This is a genomic window from Paenalicyclobacillus macrosporangiidus, assembly GCF_900116805.1.
GTDB lineage: Bacteria > Bacillota > Bacilli > Alicyclobacillales > Alicyclobacillaceae > Alicyclobacillus_H > Alicyclobacillus_H macrosporangiidus.
Genome location: NZ_FPBV01000017.1, coordinates 1 through 23,822 on the forward strand (window position 1 = coordinate 1; position 23,822 = coordinate 23,822).

Below are 23,822 nucleotides of genomic sequence, written 5' to 3' on the forward strand. Positions count from 1 at the left end.
AACCCGCTCGACTTGCATGTATTAGGCACGCCGCCAGCGTTCGTCCTGAGCCAGGATCAAACTCTCAAACCTATCCTGTGACTCTTTCGAATCACTTCGTACGTTCGCTCTCAGGGCGTGTTCAGTTTTCAAGGAACCAGTCGCTTTCCCTGCCGCCAAGCGGCGCCATCCATCTTACCACACCGCAACCCCGAAGGGAAGCGGGAGTGTTTGGAGGACCTTCACTTGGCAGCCCTCACTGGAAGGCTCGCTCTGGAATGCTCCTCACTGGATGGTTCCGCAGCAGGCATCCGAACCGCTCGCCACCGAGCGCCTGACCTGCGCTGTGGCCGATGCGGCGAAGCCGTCGCAGCAGCGACGTCGAGTAATATACCACGGCTCAGCTGCATGTGCAATAGGATACATGTGCGCAAGCGAGAAAAACGTGGCACACCCTCCAGCAAACCCTCCGGGCAAATGCCGCCCCATCTCCTTAGATGTTCGGCCTGCCGTGGAGGCATCCACCGGATGCGCTAGGCCATCCGTGATCCAACCCGGTTCAAACCTCGCTGCCTGGAGACTCCACGTCCAGTTCGCACCCCATTTCATGCACAAACCGAATCGGCCTGACCGCTTGCCGTGAGACGCGGACCGGCGTCCAAATCCCGCACACGTGCCGCGCCCGGGTCAGCGCCACGTAAAACAGCCGCCGCTCCTCCTCCCACTGCCACGTGGTTTCCGGTTGATTGGCAAGGTACGGATTGGGTTCGACGGCGCCCAGGATGGCGACGGCGTCCCATTCGCGGCCTTTCCCGTCGTGAAACGTCCGCCATTCCACTCCCCCGGCCTTCTCCCTGCACACCCGCCACGCGTGCAGCAATTGCACACGAGTGCGTGCCATCACCGCGAACTGCCATGATGGATGCCGCCGGCGCAGGTCCTCGAGCCAAGCCGCCACCTGCCGCGCTTCTTCAGCCTCATCCGCCGCCGTGCACGCGCGTACGGTCCCCGGATCTGAACGCGCCGGCCGGACGCGTTTTGGCATTCGCATTCGATTGTGTCCAATCAACCGTTCGGCGCAGGCGACGATCCCGGCGTCCGACCGAAAGTTTGTCGACAACCAATGGGCATCTGCCCCCATGACGCCCCCAAATTCGAGCAACCATCTCGGGGAGGCGCCTCGAAACCCGTAAATGGCCTGATCATCATCACCGACCACAAACACCGGGCAATGATAGGTCCGGGCCAATGCCTGTACCACATGCCACTCGACCGGATTCGTGTCTTGAAATTCGTCGACGACCAGATAGGCCAGCTGCTCCGACCGAGTCAAGAGCGAGGGATGTTCTTCCAAGACCCGTGCGAACGTGACGGGGATGTCGTCGAAATCCCACCGCCCCACTCGCGTCTTGGCACCTTCATACGTCCGACCCGCCCGGGTAAAGGCCCTCATCTCGCGAGGCCCTCTCCCCTCCGGCCGCGCCGGAGGCCATCTGGATTTCATCCGGCTCATCCAACTGAGAAATTCCCGAACCTGCCGCGGATCCCGGAGTCCTTCCCGGGCCAGCGCCGTGCGCGCGAGCGCGCGCTGTTCATCGCCCTGTAGCGGGATCGACACCGGAATCCCCGCTTTCGCCAACCACCGAAACAAGAGCGCGTGAAACGTGCCGATCCGCACGGATTCCGCCTGAGAATCGGACACACGCCGGTCCCGGCCCAGCCTTCTGCGCATCTCCAGAGCCGCCTGCCGGGTGAAGGTGACCGCCATCAGCTCCGCCGGCGCCACCCTGCGATGCGCCAACTGCATCGCCACATGCGCCATGAGCACGCTCGTCTTCCCGCTCCCCGGTGCGGCGAAGACCACGGTCGGTGCAGGTGCTCGATCGATGATCGCCCGCTGTTCGTCTGTCCACACCCCCGTCACCCCCGTCGCCTTCATCATGCTGGCGAACGGACGACGGCGCCACTCCGTTTGGCCGGGAGCCTCTCCTTCAGGAAAACCTCCTCCGCATACGGTCTTGGATTGGTGTCCATCCTGTGGCCGTGCTATCATCGGTGTGCAGAAAGGGGCATGGGCATGGGCTTGTTCGCGCTCGCCGACCTGCATTTGGCGCAGGCGGTGGACAAACCGATGGACGTCTTCGGACCTGAGTGGGACCACCACGCGGAGCGAATTCGTGAAGCGTGGTGCGCCTCTGTGGACGATCACGATGTCGTCCTGATTCCTGGCGATATCTCGTGGGCCATGACGCTGGACGAGGCATTGCCCGATCTCAAATGGATCGGCGATCTCCCCGGAATCAAGGTGATGATCCGAGGGAATCACGACTACTGGTGGAGCGGCATCGGAAAAGTGCGCCGCGCGCTGGCCCTGAACCATTACGCCATTCAGAACGACGCGCTGGCCGCGGGAGGCTGGGCGCTGTGCGGGACGCGCGGCTGGGTCCTGCCTTCGCACCCCAAGTTCACCGAAGAAGACGAGGTCATCTACCTCCGCGAAGCCAACCGCCTGAAACTGTCCCTCGAGGCGGCGCGCAAACTTCAGCTGCCGATGGTCGCCATGATGCACTACCCACCCTGCAGCCATCCCGAGGAACAGACCCTGTTCACGGAACTGCTCAGTGCCTACGGGGTGAAGCTGTGCGTATACGGACATCTCCACGGCCCCGCGCACCGGTTCGCCGTGGAGGGCGAATACGGCGGCGTCACATACCGGTTGGTCAGTGCCGACTACGTCGGATTCAAGCCCGTACGCCTCTTGTGACGCGAAAAGGCCCCGCAGCGCGGGGCCATGTCATCAACGCGGCTTGTCGCCGGAGTGCCGCTGATGCGCCTGGGCTTGATACGAGCGCGCGTGGCGCGCCGTGTCCGCCAATTGCGTCAACGCCTGCACCGCCGTCCCAGCCGCCTGCTGGATGCGCTGCAGGTGCTCGGCTTGCCGAGGAGAATCGTTGTCGACGGACACCAACTCGTCGCGAGCCCACTGCGCGATGTTGTCCACCGCCTCCCGGGCTTGCTGCGCCAGGTCCCGTATGGCCCCGAAACGGGCCGATTGTTCATCCCCCATGCAACCGCCTCCTCGCAGGAATGTCAGTCCTACCATGCCCGTCCGCCAGCGCATCTATGCCGGTTTCCGGCACAGGAACACCGAATAGCCAAGGCTCCGGTGGTACGATTCCATCCATTCGGTATTTGCCTGCAGAACGGCCATCACCTGCGGATTGCGGTACGCAGCCGCCGCACCAGACCACTCGGTCTGGTCCCCTTCGTCGGCCGCCATCATCTCCTCCGGTCGCACCGGTCTGGCCTCGAGCACCTCGATGTCCGTGAATCCCGCCTCGCGGTACAGCGACCGCCAGCCGGCTTGATCGGGCACCGTTCGAACCCCGTACACCCGGGCTGCGTGAGCTCGCCACGCTTCGTCCACTGGTACGCGCACGAACATCTCGACATCCACGTAATATCCGCCTGGTTTGAGCACCCGGAAGGATTCCGCCAGCGCCCGCCTGGCGTCGAGGAACACGTTCACCGACTCCGTCACCACGACGTCAAAGGACGCATCCCGAAACGGCAACCGCTCGGCGCTCGCGACGCGCCAGTCCGCGCGCACTCCGGCCAGGCGGGCCCTTTGGCGTGCATGCCGGATCATCTTTTTCCTCACGTCGATCCCGCAGACCTCCACACCATACCGCTGCGCCAACGCCACCAGCGTCCGCCCCGTCCCGCAGCCGACGTCCAAGACCCGAAACCCCGGTTCCCACGGGATGGCCTGCATCCACCGTTCGGTGCTCCGCCAGCCGCCCGGATGGGCGACGGCGGCACCGACCTCCGCCAATGCGTCCTGATAGTCCACGCAAATCCCCCATTTCGGCCGATTTGCATGCCTCTTGCCCATGATATGAACCCGCTCGGCAGGACGCCCGGGCGAGGCCGTTGCGTTTTCAGCGCACCGCGTGTACAGTGAGTGGCAAATGGGAAGGGGTGGACGCGTGGAAATTCGCCTCAAACGGGTGTACCTCCTGTCCGTCGAGGAGGCGGGGGATTACATCTTCACGCCCGATGGCGTCGTGGTGCTGCTGGAGAACGGACATTTTCGCCTCTATTGTCCGAACGCCAGTCATAACCGCTACCGGGCGGCGCTCAACAAGTTCACATGGGAGGAGTTGGAACGCGGAGTCGTCTTTCGCGACACCGGCATTCGCCTGGCCGACATCACGCCGGACATCCATCGGCGAGGTTGGATGGATACGTCGTCCATTCCGGCGCTGTTGGCCCACTTGTACCAAGAGAACCCCAAGCACCTGCACTTCCTGAGGCGCCTGGTCTCTTCACCCCAGTGAGCGCGGGGTGCGCCTGTGCGCATCCCCGCCGTGGCATCCGCGTCACTCCTCGTACGCCAGATCGCCGTCCCACGCCAGCATTCCGCCGTCGAAGTTGGCGACGCGGCGGAAACCGTTCAGGAACAGAAACTCTGCAACTTTCTGCGATCGATTTCCGCTCCGGCACACAAACACGTACGGTTTCTCAGGGTCCAGGTCGTCCATCCATTCGGCCAACTGCTGCATCGGCTTCAGGGGCACGTTCGGAATGTGCCCGTTGCGATATTCTTCCTCGGTGCGCACATCGATGACCTGAGCGGTCCCCGTGCGCAGGATCTCTTTCAGCTCGTCTACCGAATACTGGACGATGCCGTCGCGTTCAAAAGGCATCCCGGTCACCTCGCTGGGGTCAGTGTCACCAGTATACTGACACGCCACCCCCCTGAAGTCAATCTGATGCGCCGAGGTCAATAGACCGGACGCCGCGCACCCACAAACCGCGACCGAAAGTACGGGGCGTCGATGTGCGTGACAATCACGCCGGTCCGCGCGTTCAACGCCTGCGCCATCAGCCCGTTTCCCACGTACACGGCCACGTGGGAAGCCCCCCCGCCGCCCGTGTTGAAGAACAGCAGATCCCCTGGCCTCAGATCCCCCCATCCCACAGCCTGGCCCACCTGAAACTGCTCGTACGACGTGCGCGGAATCACCACCCCCGCCTTGCCGTACACATACTGCACAAACCCGGAGCAATCGAACCCATCCGGGCTCTCGCCTCCCCACACGTACCGGGCGCCGATGAAGCTGAGCGCGATCGCCGCGATGCGCACGCCCGCATCCATCTGGATGACCCCCGTGACGGAACGGGAGGACAAGGTCTGACGCACAGGGGACGACGCCGTGGTGGCCTTGCGGTGGGGAGCTGAACGGGAATTGGGAGCCGCGTCGTGAGGCGGTTGAGCCGTGGGTGGCGTCTGCGCTGCGTTGGCTTGCTGGACCTGGGCCCGAAACAGGCGGCGGTCCTGCCACAGAGGCACCATCTCGGTCTCGGTGACCGCGTAGTGCATGCGGCTGAGGCGGTGGTCCAGGGCCAGCCCGGGTGCGGTCTCGGGCGTCCTTCGCACGGTTGGCACCGTGCGCGGAATCCACCCCACCCATCGCGCTTTGGCCGGAACGTCCTTCCCCGAGGTGACGTCCTTCCCCGCCTCAACGTCCTCGCCCGATCCGGAGGGAGCCCCCGATGGCGGGGTGACCGCACGGTTGCCCGGGGCCGAGGAGGGCGGCCACGCGGGCCCGGTACCCGCCACCACGACGGAACACACATACATCAGGGCGCGCTTGAACACCATGTCTTTCCTCCTCTCACGCCGACTTACCGCATTCTATGGCGTGGTGCGCACCCTTAGAAATTGTCCCGTGCCGGTGACCGGAAGGTTCTCCAAGGTCAACCGAGGATCCGCTTGATGGTCTCGCGCAACACGTCCGCCGCGATGGCGAACCCAATCCCTTGAGAGCTCTGGCTCACCGCCGTATTCATGCCAATCACTTCCCCGCGCAGATTGATGAGCGGGCCACCGCTGTTGCCTCGGTTGATGGCGGCGTCGGTCTGCAGCAGGTTGGGATATTCCCGGTCCCCGATCTGAAGGGGCCGTCCGGTGGCGCTGATGATCCCGACCGTCACCGTGTGGTCCAATCCGAGGGGCGATCCAATGGCGACCACCCACTCACCGACTTTCGTGTCTTTCGACCGGCCGACCTTGAGCACCGTGTCCGGAACCGGTATGGGAGCTTTCAAAATGGCGATGTCATGCCGGTAGTCCGTGCCGACGATGGTCGCCGGCACAGCCCGCTTCTTCCCGTACTGGCGAAGCAGTACGCGCGAGGCGCCATGGACGACGTGCTCGTTGGTCAGGATATACCCCCTCGGATCAAAAATGAAACCGGTCCCGATATTGACGGTCCGGTACGTGGACTCGGGTCGCTCCCAAGGCATGCCGAAAGAAAACGGGCGGTTGGGGGGCCGTTCGTGAACGACCTCGATGCCGACGACCGCCTTCTTGAACCGTTCCACCAGCGCCACAAAGTCAGGCAACCCGGCGCAGGCGGCCCGGGCACGTCTGCGGGCCGTGCGTTTCACCTGTCGCGCCATGTCGTTCACCTCGGGCGAACTCGAATCCAATTGCCTTACGATCGTATTCCACCCTCATGGCGGGCGTGAGATGCACGGCCGACATTCCACGTCTGCCCACCCCGCACGTGACCGCCCATCCATGCAAGCAGGCCGTCCAGCGGTACACCGCTGAACGGCCTGCTTCATCCCGTGCCCGAGGCGCGGAGTGGCGTTATGTCTCGTCCTTCGGCTGGCCCGCCGGCTGGTCGTGGCCGCCGTCCTGCCCCGCGGCCGCCTGCGCGACGACGGCGGCGTACGTGCCCGGCAGGGCGGGCTCCGTCATGAACGACATCCCCTGTTTCAACTTCACGTACAGGCCACGCGCATCCCGTGCGCACACAATCGCGTTGTTCCGCAACACAAACGGCACGTCTGTGCAAAGACCGCACAGGTCGACGCAGTCCGCGATCTCCATTGGCAGATCTGGATACTCTTCGCGCAGCATGTCGTAGACGGGTTGACTGAAGCGCTCCAGGTTCTTTTTGCACCACTTGAGGCCCATCGAGGATGCCATGGTCTCCAACCCCTTCGGTCGTTCGTCCTCTCCATCTTACCTGAAGGTGGACCGGAATGTAAGAGGTGCGCCGGCAGACGGAACAGGTGCATGAAGTGTGTACAGAACCGGACGCCGAAGGCCGTTGCAGACCGGGTGTTCCGCTTCACAGCGCGTGATCGCGGTACCGGATGCCGTAGTTTCCTTTGCGGGTCCGGAACACCTGCACTTTCACGCCGCTCTTGCCCCGCAGCAGGTGATCATCCCGGACGCACATGGCCACGTACGATGCCACAGATTTCGAATCGAACAAACGCGCTTCGTAAATCCAAGACATCCACTCTCCCCCTTTGCACGGGTTAGTGTGTCCAGATGCCAGGAATTGTACTCCGGGCATCAAGGGGGGCCGACGCGCGAGGACGGCGGCCGTGTTACACTAAGACGGAGGCGATGGACATGGCGTGGGACTGGATGTTGATAGAGGTCTGCGACGCGAACCCGGCGGATTGCCCTGAGCTGTTCGCCCTGGAACAGGAGTTCCCCGGACTCTCCGTGTTGGAGACGGCATGCATGAGCCACTGTGACCTATGTGCAAGCTCGCCGTACGTGCTCCTCGACGGGGAAATGGTGACCGCTCCGGACACCACCGCGTTGTTCGACAAGGTGCGCGAGGAACTGGCCCGGCGAATGGCGGATCAGAGGTCAGAGATCTGAACGGCGTATCCCGCATGGCGCTTGACATTGAACACGCCGCAATCGAACATCAGGTATTGGCCTTTGATCCCGACCAAGGTGCCCTCGAGTTCCGTCTGCTTGTCCAGCGACACCTGGTTCAGATTCGGTTCTTCGTCATGGAGGCGGGGATAGCGAAAGCGCCGCACGGCGATCCCCTTAGACAGCACGTACGGACGCCACGTGTCGGGGAGCCGCGCGATGACCTCCTCGCGGATTTGCAGCAGGTCGACGTCGACCTCGTCTTTGACCCGCAGCATTTTCCGCCAATCGGTCTTGTCTGGCAGATTCCTGGCGATCTCCACCTCCAATTCGCCCGCCAGTCTGCGCGTGGGGACTTCGGCCAACAGGACCGCCGCGCTCGCTCCCTGGTCAATCCACCGCTTGTATTCCCGCCCCTTGCGGGTCAATCCCACTTTCACGCCGCTGGAGTAGGCTAGATAGACGTAATGTGGGATCATGCAGTGTTCGGACGCGAACGTCTCGTCCCTGCACGTCCCTTTGTGAAAGTGGCACTCGTGCGGCTTGACGATGCACAGGTCACACTCGGCCAGCGTCGTGAAGCAAGGGTAGCAGTAGCCGTTGTTGTATAACTTTTTCACGCGCCTGCCACAATGAATGCAGGCCCGGTCGCCCGTGAAGGCGATGGCGATCCGCCGGCCCAAGAAATCGTTCAAATCGTGCACGGTTTCCCCCATGACGAGCCGGTACCACACCGGATCCGATGGATGGTGATCCAGTTCGCGCAAATATCCGGTCATCTGCTGGCCCAACATCACGACCTCCCTGACGACGTCCGCCGGAAAGAAGGGATTCGGTTGCTCTGGATTGCGGTCATCGCCCTCTTGCCTGCGTTTCTTTTGTTAAGCTGGTTGTACACTCGGGACAGGCTCCATCCGGAACCTCGCCGTGCGGTGTACGGCGTGTTCCTGCGCGGTGCCGCCATCGTTCTGCCAGCGGGCATCATCGAGCGCATGATGCTCGGCGCTGAATCGGCCCCCACCCTGGCGTCCTGGCAGCTGGTGTTCGTCACCGCCTTCTTTGTCGCCGGAATGGTGGAAGAGTTCCTCAAGGCGGCCATCGTGGAACGGGCTGCCATTCAAAAAGGTTGGGTGCACGCACCCATCGATTGCATGGTGTACGCCGGCGCGTGCGCTCTGGGCTTTGCGGCGGTGGAGAACATCCTCTATGTCACCAGCGAAGGCTGGTCGACCGCGCTGCTGCGAGCCGTCACCGCCGTGCCCGCCCACCTGATGTTCGGCATCCTCATGGGTGCGGCCTTCGCCCGTTCCATCTGGTACGAAAAGAGCCGGGCCTGGGCGTACATCGTCCCCGCCGCCGCGCACGGACTGTACGACAGCTTTGCGCTGTCCAACTCGTGGATTGGGGACGTACTGCTGTTCGTCTACCTCATCCTGCTGCTTGAGGTCTGCCTCCGAAACATCGACTGGGCGGCGCGAATGCGCCAGCCGCGCACCGCGCACGGCTGAGCATGGTCCAGGACGAAGCGCCGCGCCCTCACGTCGTCATCGCGTGTCATACCCGTTCTGCCCGAATGGCTTCGGTCCCGATGGCACGTCTTCAAAGACGAACAACCAGCCCCTCGGCGCCCGGTAGACCGTGACCTCCACCTTATCGTCCATCATGTGCATCTGGAACAAGTTGAGATTGGTCTTGAAGTAAGGGCTCAGGTGCTCGTCCAGCAGCCTGAGATTGAGCACCCGGTAGCGCTCCTGGGGCGGCACACGGATGCCATTCTCCCCGAACCAGTTGTCTATTTGAATGGATGGGATCCATTCTCGCCTGTGCACTTTGTGCTGTAAATGTTCGTACAGATGGCGTACGGATTTGGCCTTGCGGCTCTGCTCGAGAACCAATCCGTAGTGAAGCAAACGGTTCGCCTCCCGCGAGTTCGCTCACCGTCATCATACTTGGAAACGCTCTGCGACGCCAGTTGGGAGCCAGTTGAGACTTCATCTTCGCGACGCCATAGGTTGCACGGCCCGTCGGGCAGCCCGCCACCGACCACCTGCACACATGCTCGCGAACATGCATAAAACCGACGAAACCAAGCATGCTACCCTCAGAACAAGACGAACGCCCCCTGCGGTAAACCAACCAGATTAGGGGGCGTTCGGCAAAAAAGGGTATGGGAAAGTCTGATCTTATTATAACCAATCTGGTTCGAGAACGGAATAGGCAACGCCTAGGCAATGGACGGAACCGGGACCGCAACGCCCGTCCGCGATGCGAATTGCCGGCCACACCAGGTCATGGTATGATGATAGGAAAGGGTATGCACGACAGGGAGGCTGAGCGCCTTGTTCAAGTATTACGCGGGAATCGCCATCATGTGCGTCATCTTCGCCGTTCTGGCCCTCTTTTTCTCTGCCAACGCCGCGACGCTGGCGACCATTTTCATGGGGATGGCGGCCGCCTTCATCGCCATCGGGTTCGTCACATCCGGACCGGAATCCCGCTGGTGACACGGGGCCCGGGAGATCCCGTCCCTTTGCCCCGCGTCAGCCACTGGACACAGTTGCCCCGGTGAGGAGCCGGGGCAACAGGCGTTCCGCCTCGTCATTCAGCCACACCACCAGAGCCCCGCGACGGCGGGCCAACTCCGGCAGGCGCCGCACGGGATCCTTTTGAAGCGAGGTTCCGACCACGTACAGGACCTCGCACCGCCCCACCCAATCGACGGCCAGGCTGTAGTGCCGGATCTCCTCCCCTTCCAAACTGATGCCGGGATGCAGGACCTGGTGACAACGCGGACAACGCGGAACCGGAAAGCGCCAGACCAAATCGGTTCCATACACGTGTCCGCATGTTATGCAACGGAGTTCCCGCAGATTGCCGTGCAATTCAATCAGGTGATGGGTGCCCGCGTCCCGGTGCAGCCCGTCGATGTTCTGTGTGATCACCCATACGCCTCGCCGGGCCAGCGCATCATGCGCCGCGTTTGGGCGAGCGCGGCGCCATTCCGACAACAGCCGCCTGTATAAGCGGTAATACACGTCGGGCCGCGCACGCCACAACTCGGCGCGAAAAAATTCGTTCAGCGGTACCCCCTCCACCCGCTCGCGCAACAGGGGCAGGCCGCTGGCGCAGCTGATGCCTGCACCCGTGACTGCCACGGAGAAGCGCGCTCGGCGGAGCGCCCCGCGAATGTGTGGTTCCACCTCCTTTACATTGTCTGGCGAGACGTGGATATCCTGCATAAACCGTCCTCCACTATTCAAAATTTAAATAGATTTCAACAGATGATATTTACAACGGAAAAGGAAAATACTACATTATAGACACAATCATCTTTCCAACTTATCAGGAGGGTATTGAATCCCATGGATGAACGCTTTGGTGACAGGATCAGGCGGCTTCGCCTCGCCAGACGTTGGTCACAGCAGGAGTTGTCCCTGCGGTCCGGCATCTCCACGCCCCATATTTCTTCCATCGAACGCGGGAAACGCTATCCGTCCCTCGATTACGCCCTGCGGATGGCAGCCGCTCTGGGCGTGCCCCTGACCGCGTTGTGCGACGAATCGGTGGCGTTGAAACCGCCCAAGATGCGGTCTTCCCCGGACGAGTTGCCCGTCTATCTGCAAAATTTCATTCTCAACGAAGCGGCAACCCCGTACCTGCAGGCGGCCCACAAGATCAGCACGCTGCCGGAACCGGACCGCGAATTTCTGACCATGCTCATCGATTTGGTCGCCCAGCGGCGGCACAACTCGCAACCGACACCCATCGGCTGAACCGTGGCCACACCGTAACGGGTCGTATCCCGCTCACCACAGCACTTTGACGCCATACCGGCCGCGGGGAGTTTGGAAGACGCCCACGTACTTCGGTACGCGGCGGTACATCCAACCCTCCGCGGCTTCGAACCGTGCCTTCAGGCAGTTCGCGTGAAACCGGGTATCGACGAGCCGAAGATAGTATACCCATCCCATGCTCGCGTCCTCCTTCTCCTTCACATGCGCGAATCCCCGGTGTACAACGGCAAGGAAACGGTGAACGTGGTCCCCGATCCAAGCCGGCTCTCGACCACCACATCCCCCTTGTGTTCCAGGACGATATGGCGGGTGATGGCCAATCCGAGCCCTGTGCCGGATGTACCGCGGGTCCGCGCTTTGTCCGCCTTGTAGAATCGTTCCCAGATGTATGGGATATCTTCCGGCGGAATCCCGCTTCCCGTGTCGGACACCCTGACCCGGGCGTGGTGAGGACTCGCGGCGACCTCCATGCGGACGCGGCCTCCCGGCTGGGTGTGGCGGATGGCGTTGTCGACCAGATTCGTGAACACCTGTTCCAGCCGATCCGGATCTCCCCACACCCACACCGGCGAACCTGGCACGGAAGCTTGAAGATCCAATCCCCGATCCGCCGCCAGCGTTTGAAACTTCCTCGCGACCCGGCGGACAACGGAGACCAGATCCACCTGTTCGAAGTTCATGTGGAACTGGCCGGACTCCAACTGGGCGAGGTTGAGCAAGTCATTGACGAGCCGCTTCATGCGCAGGGTTTCATCGTGGATGATCCAGGCCAACTCCCGGCGCTGCTCCGGATCGTCGCCAAACTCGTCCAGCAGGGCTTCCGCGTAGCCCTGCATCATGCTCAACGGTGTGCGCAGCTCGTGCGAGACGTTGGCGATGAAATCTTTGCGCAGGCGATCCAGCCGGCGCTCCTCGGTGACGTCCCGCAGGACGGACACCGTCCCGCGTACGGTCCGGCCGTCCGATGTATACAACGGGGTCGTGGTGACAACCATCTGGCGGCCGAGCACCATGAGCTCCTCAGACCGCGTCTCCTTGCGCTCCAGCACATGTTCGGTCACACGGAGCAACAGGCCGGGCAGGCGCGTGACCTCCGGAACACCGCGGTCAGCCAACGCCCACTGGCTGAGGGTGCGCTGGGCGGGCGGGTTCATCAGCGTGACATATCCGTCGAGGTCTGCCGCCACGACGCCATCCCGCAAGGAGGAAAGGATGCTGCTGAGCTGATACTTTTCCTGTGTCAAAGCCGCAATGGTACGCTCCAGTTCGCTGGCGAGCGCGTTGAAGGTCCGCCCCAGGCGCCCCACCTCATCCCGCGTCACGACCTCAATCTCGCCGCTGAAATTGCCCCGCGCCATCAGTTCGGCCGCCCGGTTCATCTGCACGAGCGGCCGCGACAGGTTCTTGGAGATGACAAACGCCAACCCGGTGGTGAGGATCACGCCCAACGCCATCGCAAACAGGATGAGATTGCGCATGCGCGCCAGCGGATCGTGCAGAACGCTCATGCGTTGGCGCACTTCCAGCAATCCGGGGGAAGCCCCCGGAATGAGTGCGTACACGGCGACCGTGTCGGCACCGTTGTACACGCCCCGGACCGTGACCGTCTGGCCGGCCGACAGGGCTTCCTGTTGGTCGGCGCTCAGCCGTTGGTACATCGCGCGGCCGTCACCGGATTCGGATATGGAACCGTAGATGGCGATGTGCGCCTGTTGCACGTCCGCCAGTTCGGATGCGATGTGGGTTGCCAGTGACTCGTCGTTTTCCAGGACGAGCGTCTTTACGGTCGAGGCCAGGCGGGTCAACTCGCTGACCTGTTGTTCGTAGACGTAGTTGTCGAAGACCTGCTGCAGCAGGATGGACAACAGGACCAACACCAGCACGACCATCGCGACGATGGTCAACCACAACTTGGCGACGATGCTGTTCCGGATCACGAGCTAACCTCAAACTTGTAGCCCACGCCCCAGACCGTCACGATGTACTGGCTCACCCGTTCCGAAGCGTGGCCCAGTTTTTCACGCAGACGCTTGACATGGGTGTCGACCGTACGCTGATCGCCGTAGAATTGGTAATTCCACACGTCCCGCAGCAGCTCCTCGCGCGTAAACACCTTGTCCGGGCGCTGTGCCATGTAGACGAGGAGATCGAATTCCTTCGGCGTCAGGCTGACGTCTTGCCCCGCGACCTCCACCTTCCGGGCGTCCACACGGATCACCAGATCCGGGAAGGACAGAATCTGTTGCAGGTCCGTACGGAGATACTCCTGGTCGCCGGCACGCTTGAGCAACGCCTTGACGCGCATCACCAGTTCGCGCGGACTGAACGGTTTGACGACGTAGTCGTCCGCGCCGAGCTCAAACCCGTGAATGCGCTGCGTCTCATCTCCGGCCGCCGTGAGCATGATGATGGGCACGTCGGAATGCTGCCGCACATGCGCGCACACGTCCCGCCCGTCCATTCCGGGCAGCATCAAGTCCAGGATCACGCAGGCGTAGGAGCGGGTGAGCATCATCTCCAACGCCTGTTTGCCGTCCTGCGCCTCTTCGACAGCGAATCCGCTGCGCTCCAGGTACATCCGGACCAACCGGCGGATGCGTTCCTCGTCGTCCACCACCAGAACACGCGGTTGGCTCTCCATCCCCATGCACCTCCCGGCTCATTCTCCCTCATTATGCCTTGGGCAGGTCCACACCGGCAACCGAACCCCGGTCGACACAAAAATACCGGACGGTGTCACCGCCCGGTGGATGGGGGCCCGCCGGAGGACGGATTTGGCATCCCCCACGTCCGTTGCAAGATGGAACGCCACGTCATCAAGATGCCGGTCACCGTGCGGCCGCTGACCAGGTACCGTTGAAACGCCGCAAGATCCGCGAACGCGTGCGGATCGGCCGTCACGAACACCGGCCCCACCCCAGGCGCAAAACGCCGCACCGTGTGTCGGACGCGATCCGTCAAGGCGGCGGTCAGCCGTGCGTCCGGCATCAGGCGCAGCCCCACGTAACCTCGTCCGTCGTCCAGAAGGACCACCGCATCCGCCACGCGGTCCCCGTCCCGAAGCGACGCCGCCACATCCGGCCGGGCCAGAATTCGCTGCCCGGTGGGAAAATCCATCCTCCCGCGTACCGCCGCGGGCGCATGGGCATCCCCCCAAGCGGCGACGCGGGGCGCGGTGGCACCGGAGAGAGACGCCCCTGCCCGCGGGGCATTCGGCGTACACGCGGCGCACAGGAAAACGACGGACAGCCCAATCCACATTCCAGCGCTCCGCATGTTATTTCACGTCCGGCCACACGCGCTCCACCATGGAGCGAAAATTGCGCCACACCGCGTCCACCGGTCGCCCGGCCGCCAGGTCGCGCGCGAAGCCCTGAACATGATGATAGACATCCGGATTCGCACTCACCGCGACCCGGCGGAGGCCAGGGTGAACCGCCTTGGCCGCCGAGATGATGGCCAGCTTCTTCTGCTCCGCCAGCCCGGCCTGAGTGCCTCCGGCGAGCTCCACGCCGATGTACGCCGTATTCCCCGCGACCAGCACGGCCGCCCGGCGCACCCCCGGGACGCGCGCCACCCGGTCCGCCACCCGTTGATCGACTTGTAGCCGGGGATCCGCGGCCGTTCGCGTGCGCGCCGTGAGATTTGTCGTGCGCATCGCATCCGCCGCAGTTCCGGTCCCCCGGTCCACCGCCTGCCACGGCCCGGTACACCCTGTACAACAGGCGATGATCAAGGCCGTGGTCCAAAGATACGTCAACCCACGCCGCATGACACCACGCTCCTTTCCCAAGTAGGGTTTGCGGAGCGCGGAAAGCTCATGCATCGCTGGTCAGCTCTTCCGCCCCTTGCGCGGTGCCGGTGACCGCCGCGGACGATCCCGCCGGTCCTCGGCCGCCTTCTCCTCGCCGGGGTAAGGAGGGACCGGGAGATCGACCGACGTGTACAACGCCGCCCACTCCTCGGGCGTCAGCATGCGCCAACGCCCGGGCGGCAGATCCCCCAATACCAGCGGACCGAAGGAGACGCGCTTGAGCCGTTTCACGGGGCACCCGATGGCATCCATCATGCGCCGCACCTGCCGGTGGCGTCCCTCGTGGAGGGTGATCTCGAGCACCGATTCCAGAGGATGCTGCCGGAGCACCTTGACCTGCGCGGGTTGTGTCGGCCCGTCCTCAAGCTCGATGCCGCGGCGCAGTCGCTGCAACCCTTCCTTGTCGGGTATCCCCAGCACCGTGACCCGGTACGTCTTGTCCACGTGACGCGACGGATGCAACAGGCGGTACGTCAGGTCCCCGTCATTGGAGAGTAGAAGAAGTCCGCTCGAGTCGTAGTCCAGCCGCCCCACCGGGTAGAGGCGCACCCCCACGTCGGCGACCAGGTCCATCACCGTCCGCCGGCCCTGGGGATCGCGCACCGTCGTCACGTAGGAGGTGGGCTTGTGGAGCATCACGCACACCGGGCGCTCCAGCGAGACGACCCGCCCGTCGACCGCGATCTCCTGACGCGCGGGATCGACCTTCGTGCCCAATTCCGTGACCACCACGCCGTCGACGGTCACCCGGCCTTCCCGGATCAACGTTTCACACTGGCGCCTGGACGCCACGCCAGCCCGTGCCAACACCTTTTGCAATCGCTCTTCCATCGCCACGGCTCCTGTCCTCGTCTGTGACCGCGCCCATTATACCCCGGGTGAAACGGCGCGACAAATCGGGGGTCATGAACCGGGCATGGGCCCGAGCAAGATCCGCACGGCGATCACGCTGCCGACGACGCTCGCCACATCCGCCAGCAAGCCCACCTTCAGCGCGTAGCGGATGTTCTTGATGCCGACACTGCCGAAGTACACCGTGATGACGTACAGCGTGGTGTCGGACGCGGCCTGCAGGGTCGAAGCCAACTGCCCTACCCAGGAATCGGGGCCAAAGCGCGGATTTTGAAAGATGTCCTTGAGAAAGGCAAGTGATCCGGTGCTGCTGATGGGGCGCAGCAGCGCCATCGGAACCACCTGCGGCGGCAGGTGGAGCCAGTGTGCCGCCGGAGCCAGCGCCCGGACCACCAGATCCATCGCCCCCGAGGCGCTGAACACCTGCACCGCCACCATCATGGCGACCAGGTGCGGAATCAAGCGGATGGAGGTGCCGAACCCCGCCTTCGCTCCCTCCACGAACGCATTGTAAATGGGGACGCGGCGGGCGTAGCCCGCCACCAGTACCGCCGCGACCAACACAGGCAACAGCCACGCCGAGACGGTGGACAGGACCTGCTGCATCACGCCCGCCTCCGGCTGGACCACGCGCGGAACAGGCGATCGAAGACAATGGCCGCGACCGTCCCAATGCAGGTCGCGAACAGCGTCGTGCCGACGATGGACGTCGGATCGGCCGAGTGACTCTGCATGCGCACCGCAATCACAGTCGTCGGAATGAGCGTGATGCTCGCGGTGTTGATGGCCAACAGCGTGCACATGGCATCGCTGGCCGTGTCCTTGTCCCCGTTGAGCGTCTGCAACTCCTGCATGGCCTTGAGGCCGAGCGGCGTGGCGGCATTGCCGAGGCCGAGGATGTTGGCGGCCATGTTCGCCAGGATGGAGCCCATCGCCGGGTGATCCGGCGGCACCGACGGGTAAAGGAACCGCCCCACGGGCCGCAGCCAATTCGTCATCAACCGCACCAGTCCGGCCAACTCCGCGATCCGCATCAGCCCCAACCACAGCGAGACCATGCTGATCAGCGCGATCGCCAGGGCCACGCCCGATTCCGCCCCGCCCAGCACCGCCTGGGCGACGGCCTGCATCCGCCCGGTGAACGCCGCCGTGACGATCCCGGATAGAAACAGCATCAGCCAGATGAGATCAATCAAGCCGACACCCCCCACAGAGCGCTCTTCTCTGCAGGATATGTCGGCTCTTGTCCACTTAGGACAGACGGTCCGTCCGGCCGTTCGCCAGGCCGGCGCGAGCGGCCGGACGCAGCCTGCCGCGCCCGCGACGTCACATCGGTTTGTCCGCAAGCTGCGTGGGGACGGAATCCCCTTTCAACAGGGCTTGGATCTTCTCGACGACGGTCGGGGCCATGTCAATCAGGCGATCGTACAACTGATTCTGGTGATCGGTCGACAACAGCCGGACGCCGCCCTCCTTGCTGACGATCAGAAATCCAATCGGACGGATGGACACGCCGCCGCCCGACCCGCCACCGAACGGAAGGCCGCCATTGCCACCCCCGGTGCCCGACTTCCCGTCGATATCCGCCTGGAACTCACTTCCACCTGCCGCAAATCCAAAGCCCACCCGACTGACCGGAAGGATCACGGTGCCATCCGGCGTCTCGACCGGATCACCGATGATGGTGTTGACGTCGACCATCCCGCGAATGTTCTCCATGGCCGTCTTCATGAGACCTTGAATGGGGTGTTCCATGCGTCTGTCTCCTCCTCCATGCCCGTGCCACACCGATGCCGCCCAGAATAGCATAACCGGCGCGAACCCAGACTATGCAGCGGAACCGCGACTGGAACGACTTCCGCTCGAAATCCGGATCAATCCGCACGTCCCCGGGCGCCGCCATCCGGGTATGGGACGCCAGCCACCCGACGAGCGTCCCCGCCAGCGCCCACGCAGCGCCGCAGGCCATCCCGGTGGCGGGGGCGTCCCCGGTGCCGATGCGCATCCGCCACGACAGCTCTTCGACATGCATGCGGTGCAGGACCCACCGGATGTCGCGGAGGACGGCGCGCACGAACCGGCTCCAGCGGTCCCAATTCCGGAAGACGTGCATCACCTCTCCGGGGGTGAGGACGGTGGACTGGTTTCCTCCGCCATCCCCCGCGGCCGGCTGGTGCCGGAATCGGAGGGCAGGGCCGTCTTCTGTCAAGAGCGTGTCGATGGCGGTCAGCTTTCGCTCCAACCGGACCAGCCCGAACAGCGTGCGGACGGACAGCCTGCCGTCCGTGTCCGATTGCTGTTGCGTCCATTCCACCGTGATGCGGATGGGCTGCCACAGGCCCAAGGCCACCAGCGCCCCCACCGCGGCGATTGCGATGACAGCCCACGAGATCAACAAAACCGTCCCACCTCTTCTTGGAACGGTTCTAGCATTCCCCGGAATCTCTGCGGTATTCCGCGCGCAGGACGCGAGGCCCCGGGCAGGGGCTCAGTCGCGAGGCCAGGCGGGCGGCTTTTGAAAGAGCGACAGCGCCTCCGGGTCCTCCGGTTCCGGCGGCAGCGGCGGCAGATCGTCCAGGCTGCGCAACCCGAACGCCTGCAAAAACGTCTGCGTCGTCCCATACAAAATCGGCCGGCCGGGGGCGTCCTGACGGCCGACTTCGGCGATGAGCTGGCGATGCACCAGGGTGTGGATGGCGCGATCCGACTGAACGCCGCGCACCATTTCAATCTCCGCGCGGGAGATGGGCTGCCGGTACGCGACAATGGCCAACACCTCGAGAGCCGCCGGGCTCAGGTGGGTGGACATGGGAGACGCCGCCATCCGCCGCAGGTAGACGGCGTGCTCCGGGCGCGTCAGCAACTGCCAGGAACCTCCGAGCTGCACCACCTGCAACCCGCTCCCCCGCTCGTCGTACGCCTCCTGAAGCGCCTCACACAGAGACCGGCACTCGTGGACGGGGAGCTGCAGAATCTCGGCGAGCTCTTCGTCGGTGACCCCTTCGCTGCCCGCGGCGAACAGAATCGCTTCCAAAGCTCCCAGCATGGGCAAGATCATCTCTCGTCCCCTTCCTGCAACACAACCACGATATCTCCGAGCGGTTCCGGCTGCCAACACCGGACGGCCCCCGCCTTGACGAGCTCCAACAGGGCCAGGAACGCGGCCACCAGGTACCGGCGCGAAGGTACCCCACCAAACAGTTGAAGGAACGTGACCTCTTTGTACAAACGAAGCTTGTCCAAGAGGCGTTCCATCTCCTCTTCGACGGAGATCACCGTGCCCTCGATGGTCGCCACACGGCGTTCCTTTGGGATGCGCTGCACCAGGCGCCGGTAGGCGTCCACCAACTGCCACAGGCTGACCCCCGTCAGCGGAGGCGGTTCCTGAGGCGCAAACGGCCCCAGGTCCAGGGGCGGCCGCGCGTACACCTGGCTTTGCAGCAGGTGGCGTTCCTTGAGTTGTTCGGCCGCCCACTTGCAGCGTTGGTATTCCAACAACTGGCGGACCAGTTCAGCCCGCGGATCTTCCGCTTCCTCTTCCGGCTCGTCCGTCCGGGTCGGGCGCGGGAGCAGCATGCGGCTTTTGATGGCCAGCAGCGTGGCCGCCATGACGAGAAACTCGCTGGCGATTTCCAGCGAAAGCTCTTCCATCGTATGGAGATAAGCCAAGTATTGATCCGTGATGGTGGCGATGGGAATGTCGTGGATGTTGATCTCCTGCGTCTGAATGAGATGGAGCAACAGATCCAACGGTCCGGTGAACGTGTCGAGCACAACTTCTAAGGCCACGGACACCCCTCCCGGCGTCAGACCATCCACGGCGCCAAAGCCAACCACGAGGCCACCCAATTGAGAGCCGTGGCGAACAGCGGCAAAAAGATCTGGTTGCGCAGGGGCGGGATCAACACAAACAGAAACAGGATGAACGGGCCGTACAGCTCCAGCCGGCTGTATGAGTACGCCAGCCGCGACGGCAGCAAGCTGGCCACGATGCGCGAACCGTCCAACGGCGGGATGGGAATCAGGTTGAATACGAACAAGGACACGTTGACGATGAATCCCCAGCGCAACAGCTGCAGCAGAAAATCGTTGACACTGGCGCCGAACGACGTCGGCGGAGGCACGAAGCGCAGCAGGGTCACGCAAATGGCCGCCAGGATCAGGTTCGCCACCGGGCCGGCCGCCGCCACCAACAACAGGGAACGGCGGGGATGCCGAAAGTTCGCCCCGTTCAACGGAACGGGCTTCGCCCACCCGATGGGGGCGAACAGGATCATGATGAGCCCCAGCGGCTCCAGGTGCGCCACCGGATTGAGGGTCACGCGTCCGGCGACGCGCGGCGTCCGGTCGCCCAGCCGATCTGCAGTCCAGGCGTGAGCAAACTCGTGCACGGTCAAACTTACGACAACTGCCACAAATTGAAAAATAAATACCGGGCTGATGATATTTTGCAGCAAGCCGTCCGCTCCTTTGTGAGCGGCCTCGCGGGGGATGCCTCGCGGGTGCTTCTGCACCCTGCCGCTCGTCGCCCCCATTATAGCACACGGCAGGGCGGCAATCGGTCCATGCGGCGGCGGGGACCTGCGTCAGGCGTCCTCGGCAACCTGAGCGCTCATGCGGCGCAACCGCAGCGGCCACAGCGCGCGCTCCCACGGCGACAGCCACAGGCTTGTCCGCATCCTCGTCCGCCAACGGGCCACCGAATCTTCGTCATCGCACAGCACCCACAGCTGGTTCTGCTCGACAAACGCCGGAGCGGAACCGACGGGAAGCACCCAGACAGCGGGAAAACGGTCAGACGCCGCACGGGCAAACGCCCTCAGCGCGTGCGAGACCGGCAGACGGCCGATGAAGTTGCACACGACCACGCCCCCCGGCCGGAGGATCTGGCGAAGCCGATCCGCAAAGGATGGCGCCAGGACGCGTCCATCCACCGCACGCGCCTGGTACACGTCAACGAACACGAGGTCATAGACACCTTCACAGTGATCGCAAAACACCACGGCGTCGTGCACATAGTACCGGGCCTGTCCCGGGTCCGGCGCGCCGAAGTAGTGCAAGGCCAGCTCAATCACCGCTTGGTCGATGTCCACGCCGTCCAACCGGCACGCGGGGTGGAGTTGCCCGACGGTGTGCATGGCCGTCCCGGTGCCCACGCCGAGCGACAGGAACGCCTCCGGGGCGGGCAAGCTCTCCGCCAACGATGCGAAGGCGCGCTGATAGGCGAAGACCGGCCGTTGAAAACCGCCGCCGCAGCGCACGGCGCCCTGCCAACCCCCGGACGTTCCGAAGCGCAGATACCGGACGTCCCCCCGTTGGCGCACCTGGATGCTCGGATGCACCACCCCGGACGTCTCGTACAACAACTGGTCTGGGTTCACCATCTGGGAGACCTTTCCGTGTGGAGTACCGCGAAGCGGCTATGTTCAGTATACCGGACGCCGCCCGCCGCCGCGAGCCGCGGCCCTGCGGGCGGCCAGGTCCCCGCGGCCGGGTCCCCGGACCCAGTCACGCCGCGGGCGCAGCGGCCGGGACTCGCCCCGGCAACATCCGGCTCAGCCGCGGCCACAGCGGCCGGACAAAACCGACGATGGCCTGAAACCAGCCGAAGTAACGGAACAGGCGAGGCAACCACAACAACATGTGCATCACCGCAACCACCTCACTCCCGCGTCTTCGGGACGACACCCCCGTCCTGCACGTTATGCCCGGTCCCCCTCCGGTGTCCGGGCGTCTGCCCGTCTCGCGCATGGCGGCCAGAGCGGATGCAGCGCCCTCACCCCTTGGGACGGGCGAAGACCGAGGCGAGGAAGGCGAATACGATGGCGGCCGACACGCCGGCGCTGGTGACCTCGAAGATGCCGGTGATGATCCCGATGAGCCCGTGGCGCTCCGCTTCCGCCAGCGCCCCGTGCACCAGCGCGTTGCCGAAGCTGGTGATGGGCACCGTCGCGCCGGCGCCCGCAAACCGGATCAGCGGATCGTACAGACCGAGTCCGTCCAGGATGGCCCCTGCGACGACCAGGATGACCATGACGTGCCCCGGGGTCAGCTTGGACACGTCCATAATGACCTGCCCGATGGCACAGATGATGCCCCCGACGACGAACGCCCACACAAATGTCATCCACGCACCCGCCATCCGCTACCCATCCTTTCTCTCCAACACGACGGCGTGACTGACCGCCGGAATGGTGTCCTGTTGTTGCGAACTCACCATGGAGAGCAGCGCACCGGTGGCCGCGACCAGGATCCGATTCCACTCGCCGGATTCCAGCTTTTTGATGAAATGGCCGAACATGACCAGACTGCTGCACGCCGCCCCACTGCCCCCGGCGAACACCTCCGGCTGGTCGGGCGCGTAGATGAGCATCCCGCAATCGAGCAGGCGGTCCCCGGGCTCCACCCCGCGCTGTGCCAAGAGATCGCGCAGGATGGCGTGGCCGACCCGCCCCAGATCCCCCGTCGCGATGGCGTCGAAGTCATAGACCTTGCGCCCGGTATCGCGCAGGTGGGACAAGATGGTCGAGGCCGCCGCCGGAGCCATCGCGGCACCGTACTCCCAGGCGTTCGTGACCCCGTAGTCGACGATCCGCCCGATGGTCGCCGACGTGACGGCCACGCGTCCGCGCTTCCCAATCAACGCGGCGCCCGCTCCGGTGACCGTCCGCTGTGCGGTGGGCGGCTTTTGTGCGCCATACTCCGTGGGGAACCGGAATTGCCGTTCGGCCGTCGACGTGTGGCTCGACGTGCCGGCCAGGACCCGTTGCGCGAAGCCGCCTTCCACGGATGCGGCGGCCAGCGCCACTGCCGCCGTCGACGACGCGCAGGCACTGTACAGACCGATCTTGGGAATGTCGAACTCGCGCGTTCCGAAGTGAAAGGATGTGACTTGGGCATTCAGATCCGCCCCGAAACACAGGTCGACGTCCTGAGCGCGAACCCCCGCTTTCTGAAACAGGACCTGAACCACCTCCCGGAACAGGCCCTGTTCGGCGTGTTCCCACGTGTCTGCACCACACCAATCATCCGTTTTGCGCACGTCGAAGCACGCCCCCAACGGGCCCTCGCCTTCCAACTTCCCCGCCACGGTCGCCACCTGTTCGATGCGCGGTTCGCTCGGAAACAACCATGTCTGTTGGCCGATTTTGGGCATGCCCCTCCTCCTCCTTCACCGGCGCGTCCTACAGGTGCATCACGGCATATCGGACCAGTGAGACAAAAAATGCGGCGACCACGCCGTACACAATCACGGGACCCGCCAATTTGAACATGTTGCCGCCGACACCGGGCACCCATCCTTCGCTGCGGTGCTCGATGGCAGCGGACGCCATCGTGTTGGCAAATCCGGTGACGGGCACTGCGGAACCCGCACCCGCCCACTGGGCGAATTTGTCGTACACGCCGAAGGCCGTCGCGATGACGGACAGAAGGATCATCACCGCCACCGTCGGGTTGGACGCCTCCTGCGGACTGAAGCCGGCGAACCGGACGAAGAGGGTCTGCACCGCCTGGCCGAGGACGCAGACACCGCCGCCGACCACAAACGCCCGGATGGTGTTGCGAACGATGGGCCGCGGCGGAGTGTGTCGTTCCACAATCTGTTGGTAACTCACGTGGCGTCCCTTCGACTGTACGGCCACGCACCCCACCTCCCGAAGTCAGACATCGCCTGTAGTGTTGCCTC

Annotated in this window: 35 protein-coding genes and 1 rRNA gene; 6 read left to right on the forward strand and 30 right to left on the reverse strand. The window is 63.9% G+C overall.

The window, feature by feature from the left end:
- Positions 1 to 72 (reverse strand): 16S ribosomal RNA (locus BM357_RS13410); the annotation flags it as partial.
- A 466-nt stretch (positions 73 to 538) separates the two neighbouring features.
- Positions 539 to 1,903, reverse strand: a complete 1,365-nt coding sequence (locus tag BM357_RS13415) for a UvrD-helicase domain-containing protein (RefSeq protein ID WP_074954410.1) — start codon at positions 1,901 to 1,903, stop codon at positions 539 to 541.
- A 153-nt stretch (positions 1,904 to 2,056) separates the two neighbouring features.
- Here BM357_RS13415 and BM357_RS13420 point away from each other — a divergent pair, with 153 nt between their 5' ends.
- Positions 2,057 to 2,743, forward strand: coding sequence for a metallophosphoesterase (locus tag BM357_RS13420; protein WP_074954413.1), 687 nt, complete (start codon positions 2,057 to 2,059; stop codon positions 2,741 to 2,743).
- 33 nt (positions 2,744 to 2,776) lie between these two features.
- Here the strand turns inward: BM357_RS13420 and BM357_RS13425 are convergent, their stop codons facing one another.
- Positions 2,777 to 3,046 (reverse strand): hypothetical protein, encoded by a 270-nt coding sequence (locus tag BM357_RS13425; protein ID WP_074954416.1) that lies wholly within the window; start codon positions 3,044 to 3,046, stop codon positions 2,777 to 2,779.
- Between the two features lie 54 nt (positions 3,047 to 3,100).
- Positions 3,101 to 3,832 (reverse strand): class I SAM-dependent methyltransferase, encoded by a 732-nt coding sequence (locus BM357_RS13430; RefSeq protein ID WP_074954419.1) that lies wholly within the window; start codon positions 3,830 to 3,832, stop codon positions 3,101 to 3,103.
- Between the two features lie 136 nt (positions 3,833 to 3,968).
- Here BM357_RS13430 and BM357_RS13435 point away from each other — a divergent pair, with 136 nt between their 5' ends.
- Positions 3,969 to 4,319, forward strand: a complete 351-nt coding sequence (locus tag BM357_RS13435) for a hypothetical protein (protein WP_074954424.1) — start codon at positions 3,969 to 3,971, stop codon at positions 4,317 to 4,319.
- Positions 4,320 to 4,361: 42 nt separating this feature from the next.
- Here the strand turns inward: BM357_RS13435 and BM357_RS13440 are convergent, their stop codons facing one another.
- The 5 genes from BM357_RS13440 to BM357_RS19915 form a co-directional block, all read right to left on the reverse strand.
- Positions 4,362 to 4,688 (reverse strand): rhodanese-like domain-containing protein, encoded by a 327-nt coding sequence (locus BM357_RS13440; protein WP_074954427.1) that lies wholly within the window; start codon positions 4,686 to 4,688, stop codon positions 4,362 to 4,364.
- Between the two features lie 77 nt (positions 4,689 to 4,765).
- Positions 4,766 to 5,647 (reverse strand): C40 family peptidase, encoded by an 882-nt coding sequence (locus tag BM357_RS13445; protein WP_074954430.1) that lies wholly within the window; start codon positions 5,645 to 5,647, stop codon positions 4,766 to 4,768.
- A 95-nt stretch (positions 5,648 to 5,742) separates the two neighbouring features.
- The gene (locus BM357_RS13450; RefSeq protein ID WP_139234725.1) at positions 5,743 to 6,447 is read right to left on the reverse strand and encodes a S1C family serine protease; all 705 of its coding nucleotides are present in this window, start codon (positions 6,445 to 6,447) and stop codon (positions 5,743 to 5,745) included.
- A gap of 193 nt (positions 6,448 to 6,640) precedes the next feature.
- The gene (locus BM357_RS13455; protein ID WP_074954433.1) at positions 6,641 to 6,982 is read right to left on the reverse strand and encodes a DUF1450 domain-containing protein; all 342 of its coding nucleotides are present in this window, start codon (positions 6,980 to 6,982) and stop codon (positions 6,641 to 6,643) included.
- Positions 6,983 to 7,127: 145 nt separating this feature from the next.
- Complete coding sequence (locus BM357_RS19915) at positions 7,128 to 7,298, reverse strand: hypothetical protein (protein WP_175511535.1); 171 nt, start codon at positions 7,296 to 7,298, stop codon at positions 7,128 to 7,130.
- A 119-nt stretch (positions 7,299 to 7,417) separates the two neighbouring features.
- Here BM357_RS19915 and BM357_RS13460 point away from each other — a divergent pair, with 119 nt between their 5' ends.
- Positions 7,418 to 7,675: a DUF1450 domain-containing protein gene (locus BM357_RS13460; protein WP_074954436.1), complete on the forward strand. Its 258-nt coding sequence runs from the start codon at positions 7,418 to 7,420 to the stop codon at positions 7,673 to 7,675.
- On the opposite strand, the gene BM357_RS13465 is transcribed toward BM357_RS13460, so the two are convergent.
- Complete coding sequence (locus tag BM357_RS13465) at positions 7,657 to 8,466, reverse strand: DUF2797 domain-containing protein (protein ID WP_425426551.1); 810 nt, start codon at positions 8,464 to 8,466, stop codon at positions 7,657 to 7,659. The two genes, BM357_RS13460 and BM357_RS13465, sit on opposite strands and share 19 nt — an antisense overlap.
- 45 nt (positions 8,467 to 8,511) lie before the next feature.
- Between BM357_RS13465 and BM357_RS13470 the strand changes: the two genes are divergently transcribed.
- Positions 8,512 to 9,183, forward strand: coding sequence for a PrsW family intramembrane metalloprotease (locus BM357_RS13470; RefSeq protein ID WP_074954442.1), 672 nt, complete (start codon positions 8,512 to 8,514; stop codon positions 9,181 to 9,183).
- Positions 9,184 to 9,219: 36 nt separating this feature from the next.
- Here BM357_RS13470 and BM357_RS13475 read toward each other — a convergent pair whose 3' ends face one another.
- Positions 9,220 to 9,585 carry a hypothetical protein gene (locus tag BM357_RS13475; RefSeq protein WP_074954445.1) on the reverse strand — a complete coding sequence of 122 codons (366 nt, stop codon included), beginning with the start codon at positions 9,583 to 9,585 and terminating at the stop codon, positions 9,220 to 9,222.
- Positions 9,586 to 10,014: 429 nt separating this feature from the next.
- On the opposite strand from BM357_RS13475, the gene BM357_RS19920 reads away from it, so the two are divergent.
- Positions 10,015 to 10,179: a hypothetical protein gene (locus BM357_RS19920; RefSeq protein WP_175511536.1), complete on the forward strand. Its 165-nt coding sequence runs from the start codon at positions 10,015 to 10,017 to the stop codon at positions 10,177 to 10,179.
- A 36-nt stretch (positions 10,180 to 10,215) separates the two neighbouring features.
- On the opposite strand, the gene BM357_RS13480 is transcribed toward BM357_RS19920, so the two are convergent.
- On the reverse strand, positions 10,216 to 10,914 hold the full coding sequence (locus BM357_RS13480) for a Sir2 family NAD-dependent protein deacetylase (RefSeq protein ID WP_083430513.1): 699 nt from the start codon (positions 10,912 to 10,914) through the stop codon (positions 10,216 to 10,218).
- 123 nt (positions 10,915 to 11,037) lie between these two features.
- Between BM357_RS13480 and BM357_RS13485 the strand changes: the two genes are divergently transcribed.
- Positions 11,038 to 11,448 (forward strand): helix-turn-helix transcriptional regulator, encoded by a 411-nt coding sequence (locus tag BM357_RS13485; RefSeq protein WP_074954448.1) that lies wholly within the window; start codon positions 11,038 to 11,040, stop codon positions 11,446 to 11,448.
- A 33-nt stretch (positions 11,449 to 11,481) separates the two neighbouring features.
- Here BM357_RS13485 and BM357_RS19925 read toward each other — a convergent pair whose 3' ends face one another.
- From BM357_RS19925 to spoVAC, 18 genes are all read right to left on the reverse strand, one after another.
- Complete coding sequence (locus tag BM357_RS19925; protein WP_175511537.1) at positions 11,482 to 11,646, reverse strand: hypothetical protein; 165 nt, start codon at positions 11,644 to 11,646, stop codon at positions 11,482 to 11,484.
- Positions 11,647 to 11,666: 20 nt separating this feature from the next.
- A complete protein-coding gene (locus BM357_RS13490; protein WP_083430514.1) occupies positions 11,667 to 13,406 on the reverse strand; it encodes a sensor histidine kinase in 1,740 nt (579 codons plus the stop codon).
- Positions 13,403 to 14,110 carry a response regulator transcription factor gene (locus BM357_RS13495; protein WP_074954451.1) on the reverse strand — a complete coding sequence of 236 codons (708 nt, stop codon included), beginning with the start codon at positions 14,108 to 14,110 and terminating at the stop codon, positions 13,403 to 13,405. The genes BM357_RS13490 and BM357_RS13495 overlap by 4 nt, the downstream gene beginning before the upstream one ends.
- Before the next feature lie 95 nt (positions 14,111 to 14,205).
- Complete coding sequence (locus BM357_RS13500; protein ID WP_074954455.1) at positions 14,206 to 14,586, reverse strand: YhcN/YlaJ family sporulation lipoprotein; 381 nt, start codon at positions 14,584 to 14,586, stop codon at positions 14,206 to 14,208.
- Between the two features lie 160 nt (positions 14,587 to 14,746).
- The gene (locus BM357_RS13505) at positions 14,747 to 15,241 is read right to left on the reverse strand and encodes a YhcN/YlaJ family sporulation lipoprotein (RefSeq protein ID WP_074954458.1); all 495 of its coding nucleotides are present in this window, start codon (positions 15,239 to 15,241) and stop codon (positions 14,747 to 14,749) included.
- A 60-nt stretch (positions 15,242 to 15,301) separates the two neighbouring features.
- Positions 15,302 to 16,114: a pseudouridine synthase gene (locus tag BM357_RS13510; RefSeq protein WP_083430530.1), complete on the reverse strand. Its 813-nt coding sequence runs from the start codon at positions 16,112 to 16,114 to the stop codon at positions 15,302 to 15,304.
- A 72-nt stretch (positions 16,115 to 16,186) separates the two neighbouring features.
- On the reverse strand, positions 16,187 to 16,741 hold the full coding sequence (locus BM357_RS13515) for a spore maturation protein (RefSeq protein WP_074954465.1): 555 nt from the start codon (positions 16,739 to 16,741) through the stop codon (positions 16,187 to 16,189).
- Complete coding sequence (locus tag BM357_RS13520) at positions 16,741 to 17,331, reverse strand: nucleoside recognition domain-containing protein (protein WP_074954613.1); 591 nt, start codon at positions 17,329 to 17,331, stop codon at positions 16,741 to 16,743. The genes BM357_RS13515 and BM357_RS13520 overlap by 1 nt, the downstream gene beginning before the upstream one ends.
- Positions 17,332 to 17,461: 130 nt before the next feature.
- Entirely contained in the window at positions 17,462 to 17,890 is a 429-nt protein-coding gene (gene ytfJ, locus BM357_RS13525; RefSeq protein ID WP_074954468.1) for a GerW family sporulation protein, read from the reverse strand.
- Positions 17,808 to 18,533 carry a DUF2953 domain-containing protein gene (locus BM357_RS13530; RefSeq protein ID WP_074954471.1) on the reverse strand — a complete coding sequence of 242 codons (726 nt, stop codon included), beginning with the start codon at positions 18,531 to 18,533 and terminating at the stop codon, positions 17,808 to 17,810. Before BM357_RS13530 ends, ytfJ begins: the two co-directional genes overlap by 83 nt.
- A gap of 90 nt (positions 18,534 to 18,623) precedes the next feature.
- On the reverse strand, positions 18,624 to 19,193 hold the full coding sequence (scpB, locus tag BM357_RS13535; RefSeq protein WP_074954473.1) for an SMC-Scp complex subunit ScpB: 570 nt from the start codon (positions 19,191 to 19,193) through the stop codon (positions 18,624 to 18,626).
- Positions 19,190 to 19,924 (reverse strand): segregation and condensation protein A, encoded by a 735-nt coding sequence (locus tag BM357_RS13540; protein WP_074954475.1) that lies wholly within the window; start codon positions 19,922 to 19,924, stop codon positions 19,190 to 19,192. Before BM357_RS13540 ends, scpB begins: the two co-directional genes overlap by 4 nt.
- Before the next feature lie 17 nt (positions 19,925 to 19,941).
- Entirely contained in the window at positions 19,942 to 20,592 is a 651-nt protein-coding gene (locus BM357_RS13545) for a site-2 protease family protein (protein WP_074954616.1), read from the reverse strand.
- Between the two features lie 129 nt (positions 20,593 to 20,721).
- Entirely contained in the window at positions 20,722 to 21,519 is a 798-nt protein-coding gene (locus BM357_RS13550; RefSeq protein WP_074954477.1) for a spermidine synthase, read from the reverse strand.
- Positions 21,520 to 21,643: 124 nt separating this feature from the next.
- A complete protein-coding gene (locus BM357_RS19930; protein WP_175511534.1) occupies positions 21,644 to 21,784 on the reverse strand; it encodes a hypothetical protein in 141 nt (46 codons plus the stop codon).
- Between the two features lie 127 nt (positions 21,785 to 21,911).
- Positions 21,912 to 22,262 carry a stage V sporulation protein AE gene (gene spoVAE / locus BM357_RS13555; RefSeq protein ID WP_074954619.1) on the reverse strand — a complete coding sequence of 117 codons (351 nt, stop codon included), beginning with the start codon at positions 22,260 to 22,262 and terminating at the stop codon, positions 21,912 to 21,914.
- An 18-nt stretch (positions 22,263 to 22,280) separates the two neighbouring features.
- Positions 22,281 to 23,291, reverse strand: coding sequence for a stage V sporulation protein AD (gene spoVAD / locus BM357_RS13560; RefSeq protein WP_074954480.1), 1,011 nt, complete (start codon positions 23,289 to 23,291; stop codon positions 22,281 to 22,283).
- A 28-nt stretch (positions 23,292 to 23,319) separates the two neighbouring features.
- A complete protein-coding gene (gene spoVAC, locus BM357_RS13565; RefSeq protein ID WP_074954483.1) occupies positions 23,320 to 23,778 on the reverse strand; it encodes a stage V sporulation protein AC in 459 nt (152 codons plus the stop codon).
- Positions 23,779 to 23,822: the final 44 nt, after the last annotated feature.

Excerpts from the sequence above, each read along its gene's own strand:
- BM357_RS13445 (WP_074954430.1), bottom strand. The coding sequence starts at position 5,647 with ATGGTGTTCAAGCGCGCCCTGATGTATGTGTGTTCCGTCGTGGTGGCG.
- BM357_RS13505 (WP_074954458.1), bottom strand. The coding sequence starts at position 15,241 with ATGCGGCGTGGGTTGACGTATCTTTGGACCACGGCCTTGATCATCGCC.
- spoVAD (WP_074954480.1), bottom strand. The coding sequence starts at position 23,291 with ATGCCCAAAATCGGCCAACAGACATGGTTGTTTCCGAGCGAACCGCGC.
- scpB (WP_074954473.1), bottom strand. The coding sequence starts at position 19,193 with ATGATCTTGCCCATGCTGGGAGCTTTGGAAGCGATTCTGTTCGCCGCG.
- BM357_RS13550 (WP_074954477.1), bottom strand. The coding sequence starts at position 21,519 with ATGGTGAACCCAGACCAGTTGTTGTACGAGACGTCCGGGGTGGTGCAT.
- BM357_RS13485 (WP_074954448.1), top strand. The coding sequence starts at position 11,038 with ATGGATGAACGCTTTGGTGACAGGATCAGGCGGCTTCGCCTCGCCAGA.
- ytfJ (WP_074954468.1), bottom strand. The coding sequence starts at position 17,890 with ATGGAACACCCCATTCAAGGTCTCATGAAGACGGCCATGGAGAACATT.
- BM357_RS13480 (WP_083430513.1), bottom strand. The coding sequence starts at position 10,914 with ATGCAGGATATCCACGTCTCGCCAGACAATGTAAAGGAGGTGGAACCA.
- BM357_RS19930 (WP_175511534.1), bottom strand. The coding sequence starts at position 21,784 with ATGCACATGTTGTTGTGGTTGCCTCGCCTGTTCCGTTACTTCGGCTGG.
- BM357_RS13515 (WP_074954465.1), bottom strand. The coding sequence starts at position 16,741 with ATGCAGCAGGTCCTGTCCACCGTCTCGGCGTGGCTGTTGCCTGTGTTG.
- BM357_RS13440 (WP_074954427.1), bottom strand. The coding sequence starts at position 4,688 with ATGCCTTTTGAACGCGACGGCATCGTCCAGTATTCGGTAGACGAGCTG.
- BM357_RS13500 (WP_074954455.1), bottom strand. The coding sequence starts at position 14,586 with ATGGATTTTCCCACCGGGCAGCGAATTCTGGCCCGGCCGGATGTGGCG.
- BM357_RS13460 (WP_074954436.1), top strand. The coding sequence starts at position 7,418 with ATGGCGTGGGACTGGATGTTGATAGAGGTCTGCGACGCGAACCCGGCG.
- spoVAE (WP_074954619.1), bottom strand. The coding sequence starts at position 22,262 with ATGACATTTGTGTGGGCGTTCGTCGTCGGGGGCATCATCTGTGCCATC.
- BM357_RS13455 (WP_074954433.1), bottom strand. The coding sequence starts at position 6,982 with ATGGCATCCTCGATGGGCCTCAAGTGGTGCAAAAAGAACCTGGAGCGC.
- BM357_RS13510 (WP_083430530.1), bottom strand. The coding sequence starts at position 16,114 with ATGGAAGAGCGATTGCAAAAGGTGTTGGCACGGGCTGGCGTGGCGTCC.
- BM357_RS13420 (WP_074954413.1), top strand. The coding sequence starts at position 2,057 with ATGGGCTTGTTCGCGCTCGCCGACCTGCATTTGGCGCAGGCGGTGGAC.
- BM357_RS13425 (WP_074954416.1), bottom strand. The coding sequence starts at position 3,046 with ATGGGGGATGAACAATCGGCCCGTTTCGGGGCCATACGGGACCTGGCG.
- BM357_RS13495 (WP_074954451.1), bottom strand. The coding sequence starts at position 14,110 with ATGGAGAGCCAACCGCGTGTTCTGGTGGTGGACGACGAGGAACGCATC.
- BM357_RS13450 (WP_139234725.1), bottom strand. The coding sequence starts at position 6,447 with ATGGCGCGACAGGTGAAACGCACGGCCCGCAGACGTGCCCGGGCCGCC.
- BM357_RS19915 (WP_175511535.1), bottom strand. The coding sequence starts at position 7,298 with ATGTCTTGGATTTACGAAGCGCGTTTGTTCGATTCGAAATCTGTGGCA.
- BM357_RS19925 (WP_175511537.1), bottom strand. The coding sequence starts at position 11,646 with ATGGGATGGGTATACTATCTTCGGCTCGTCGATACCCGGTTTCACGCG.